Source organism: Peribacillus sp., assembly GCF_059453735.1.
In genome coordinates this window covers 1-3,828 of record NZ_JAZVJO010000448.1, presented here as the reverse complement: position 1 = coordinate 3,828, position 3,828 = coordinate 1, and the positions used below count along the sequence as shown (strand labels likewise).

4 protein-coding genes are annotated in these 3,828 nt (G+C 35.5%); all 4 read right to left on the bottom strand.

All coding sequences use genetic code 11. From position 1 onward, the window contains the following. Nucleotides 1-515: 515 nt before the first annotated feature. Nucleotides 516-1,208, bottom strand: coding sequence for a zinc ribbon domain-containing protein (locus AC52RT_RS14770; RefSeq protein ID WP_495541447.1), 693 nt, complete (start codon nt 1,206-1,208; stop codon nt 516-518). A gap of 39 nt (nt 1,209-1,247) precedes the next feature. Continuing rightward, nucleotides 1,248-2,609 carry a hypothetical protein gene (locus AC52RT_RS14765; RefSeq protein WP_495541446.1) on the bottom strand — a complete coding sequence of 454 codons (1,362 nt, stop codon included), beginning with the start codon at nt 2,607-2,609 and terminating at the stop codon, nt 1,248-1,250. A gap of 21 nt (nt 2,610-2,630) precedes the next feature. Continuing rightward, complete coding sequence (locus AC52RT_RS14760) at nt 2,631-2,816, bottom strand: hypothetical protein (RefSeq protein ID WP_491000439.1); 186 nt, start codon at nt 2,814-2,816, stop codon at nt 2,631-2,633. Nucleotides 2,817-3,508: 692 nt separating this feature from the next. Beyond that, a partial coding sequence (locus tag AC52RT_RS14755; protein ID WP_495541445.1) for a TnpV protein occupies nt 3,509-3,828 on the bottom strand: 320 nt, incomplete at its 5' end.

Below are 3,828 nucleotides of genomic sequence, written 5' to 3'. Positions count from 1 at the left end.
TGAAATGATTTATTCAGATAGACCTTTTCGTCTCGTTTATATATCTGCTATCAATTTTCTATCAATCAGCCCAGCCTAAAACCACTTCAAAAACTCAGTGTTTTCAATGGTTCTATCGATTTCCAATTCTATTCCCACTCGGTGAATTTCGAAAATTCAGGTTGGATTTTTGCTGATTTGACAGGTTTTTGATGCGTTTCAAACTATGATTTTAGCTATAAAATATAGCCTATTTGAAATTTTGCTATCAAAATGCTATCACTCATATTACACAGATTATCCTGTAAATATGATATTGCTATATGTTTCTTTTGCAACCACATTCTAACACCTACAAACCAGTAAATCAAGAGAGAATAATCCCTTTGCAGAAGTCCAGCTGGGAGTGACCGGTGTTTGTATAACCATGATGTATTTTATTTCGTTTCTCCTATCAAAAAGTTGTTAGAAAATGCTCAAAAACATGCGGAGCCCTATGGAAGTCCAGATTTTTGTCCGCACCCCCGTCTCTCATTTTAATCAGTATCAGCTTTGATTTTCAGTTTTTTAGCGATTTTTACAGCATCAATGGAGTATGAAACTACTACATCCTCTTCTTTTTCAGCAGCATTTTCTCCATATAGTTTCCAGTGTGCAAGAGCAAGTTCGAGACCTAAATATTCTTTTGCTTCGTCATCGCTCATACTCATATACTCAGATGCAGATGGAATTTCATCACTGTCGCATAAATATTGCCCATTAACAAAACAAGCCGTTGATGTAACTGATGCGCCATAACTGTTTTCGCCACTTGCGTCAAAGAAAACATATTTATATGTTTTCCCGTCACGAGAATAGGAAATAACAGCAACATCACTTCTTAACACAAGCGAATCAGGGTTTTTAAGCATATCTTGATACTTATCTACCAGTTTTAATCCATATTCTTCTTCTGACGAAAAACTATTTGATGTAATTGTAATAATGCCAATGACCAATACAAATAAAGCAACAAGAACTACTATCAGTTTTTTGTTTTTCGGAAAGTGAATTGATTGTAATATCGTAGCTTTTTGCGATTGCTCATTTTGCTCTTCATTGTGCAATTCATAACTTTCTTCGCAAGGAATCGATTTTTTCGGCATATTGAGCGGATATCCGCAATGAATACAATTCTTTGCTTTATCACTTATTTCTTTTCCACATTCAGGACATTTAATCAATGCCATATTTTCCCTCCTCGTAGTGAAACATAGAGATTTTCACAACTAATCAATAGGAGCTATCTCTATTTCCACTGAACCATCTGTGTTACTTACCGTAAGCGTTAGGTTCAAATTCGTGAAAGTAAAAGTAGCGTATTCACCAGTTGCCCAGCTGCTTGAACTTGAATAATCATTATCTATAAGACCAACATCGGATATATCAAGTGCTTCTGCTATATCTTCAACCATTTCAACAGTTTCATCGTAGCCATTACTTTTTAATGGGTTTGCAAATGCAAAAAACATTTTGTAAGGAGTTCCGTCGTTGTTGATTGCATCTTGGTCATAAATAATTCGAGGACTAAAATTGCTACCTTCTTCACATTCATCCCCAAGAAATTCAAGGTTATCTAAATAGAAAATATAGGTTTCACCATCATCATATGTTGTCGCATTAGTAATATCTAATCCCGATTGCAAAAAACCTTTTGAGAACAAATCAATAACATTTTTAAACTCATCATTCATTAGTTCGTTCGGAATATCAGCAGCACTATAGATATTTTCTATTACTCCAATTTCCGCATCAGCATCATTTGTTTCAATGTAATCATCTGCTTCTGTATATTCTTCGTCAGTTTCTTTGGTTTCTTCTATAAAATTTTCAGGAACTTCCCACTTAATCTCGATTTTTCCGTCTGGGTCATAAGCAAAAAAACCGTGTGCCATAGTGACATCCAAATCATAATAGGAATCAGTCCAATAATAACGATATGTATTTCCGTTACCATAACTATAATCTTCAACTTTTGGTTCTGAGTCAAATAGAACATACAAGTCATCAGCAAATGCTCTATACTTTTCTTCAGAACAGAAGTCAAAGGAAGTCCACGTACACGATGAGATGTAACCGTCTCGCAACTGAAAAGTAACTTCGCCTTTCATTCCCAACAACTCAACATTGTCGATATTATTATATTCTTGTTCGGTTAAAGTGATTGCTTCATCTGCATCAGGATGAGAATTACCTACATAATATAAGTATGGCGAAATTTCATTATAGGCATTTACAGCTTTAATTGCAGGGATTAGAATAAAAACCATGAACAAAATAACTACAATGCAAACAATAGAAGCAACGCCAATCAAAACCTTGTGCCAACCTTTAAGTTTTTTCTTTTTGGCATTTGGTTGCAAAGAAACTACTGAATTTATATGCTCCATTTCTCCTGTGGTATTGTGTTCAGGTGTAACACCATGATCTGATGAAATATCTTCGCCGTTAGTAAATATAGTCTCGTCAGCAATTTCGTTTCTGATTGTTTTATTTTCGTTTTGCTTAGAAACAGGACAACCACAGTGAGGACAAGCTACTGCTTTATCTGTTATTTCTTTTCCGCATTCAGTACATTTTATTAGTGCCATATCAATTTACCTACCTTTCATTTATTCCCACGAACTTATATCTATAATTTTCCAACCGTGCAGTGGTCCAATATTCATTGCTTCGTCACGTTTTAACGACTGTAGATATGCAATCTGGGTTTCAGAAAGTGGTTTATCGCTAAATACTTTCATTTTCACTTTTTCATTTCCTGTGTTTGATTTTACTTCAATAATTGCTGATACCATAGAATTGCTCCCTTTATTTGTTTTTTGTTCTACTTATCTCTTCAAAAACTAAAAAGAGCGCCAACCGTAGTCGACGCTCCGAAAAACACAAACCCACGATTGTCGCCAAACAAATCGTAACCAGAATGGAAATAGCTTCGCACCCTAATTTGTGGAATTTGCGCTTTTACCAAATTCGTAAATTAGGATGCCGAAAAAAGGGTATAATATCCCTATAGATAAACTACACCTTTTTCTGATTATTCAATTTGTTTGGCACAGATATTATACCACCTATCATCAAAAATAAAAGTATCTGTGTGATTTTTCTGCAAAAAATGTTTGACTTTGGAAATGATTTGTGTTAACAGAGCAATTTATGGTTCTGTAACGCACATTTGTTGACAGATAATGTAGGATAGATAAACAGTTATTACTGTAAAATGAGCGTTAAATACCTTGCAAACACTGGGAAAACACCCCCTAAAATGTACATTGCTATTATACAATAGACTAAGGGCGAAGATATGCCAATAGAGTATCTTCGCCCCGATGATTTCATATGATGAATATATTTTATCTATAGCAAAATACGTAATACCGTCAATGGTCTTGATGAACAGTGCGAGCACTGCCATTGACAGTATTGCTCTATTTTGCTTATGAATAGACAAGGGCGGTAAACCAAACACTGGCTTACTGCCCAATCCTTACTATGTGTAAATAAGCTCGCTGTAAATGATTTCCCTGACTCTGGACTGTATTTCATTCATTTTTTGCACCCACAACATAGCATTGTCGGCTTTCAGTTGTTCGGTCACGTTTTCCTGCTCTGCAATCTGCTTTATCAGCAAGAGTAAATACTCTTGTGCCTGCCTGTCAATGTCGGCAAGGTAAGAGTTTAGTGTTCCCTCAATCAGCATTGTGGTATAAAGGAATTGTTTATGCTCCTTCAAATACTGCTTGTGGCGCTGCCCCATAAGCCGATAGGCTGTATTTCTTCTTCGGAAAGTATCAGACAAGGGATATAATA

Bases quoted from the DNA above. Each gene is read 5' to 3' on its own strand.
- AC52RT_RS14765 (WP_495541446.1), bottom strand. From the start codon at position 2,609: ATGGCACTAATAAAATGTACTGAATGCGGAAAAGAAATAACAGATAAA.
- AC52RT_RS14760 (WP_491000439.1), bottom strand. From the start codon at position 2,816: ATGGTATCAGCAATTATTGAAGTAAAATCAAACACAGGAAATGAAAAA.
- AC52RT_RS14770 (WP_495541447.1), bottom strand. From the start codon at position 1,208: ATGGCATTGATTAAATGTCCTGAATGTGGAAAAGAAATAAGTGATAAA.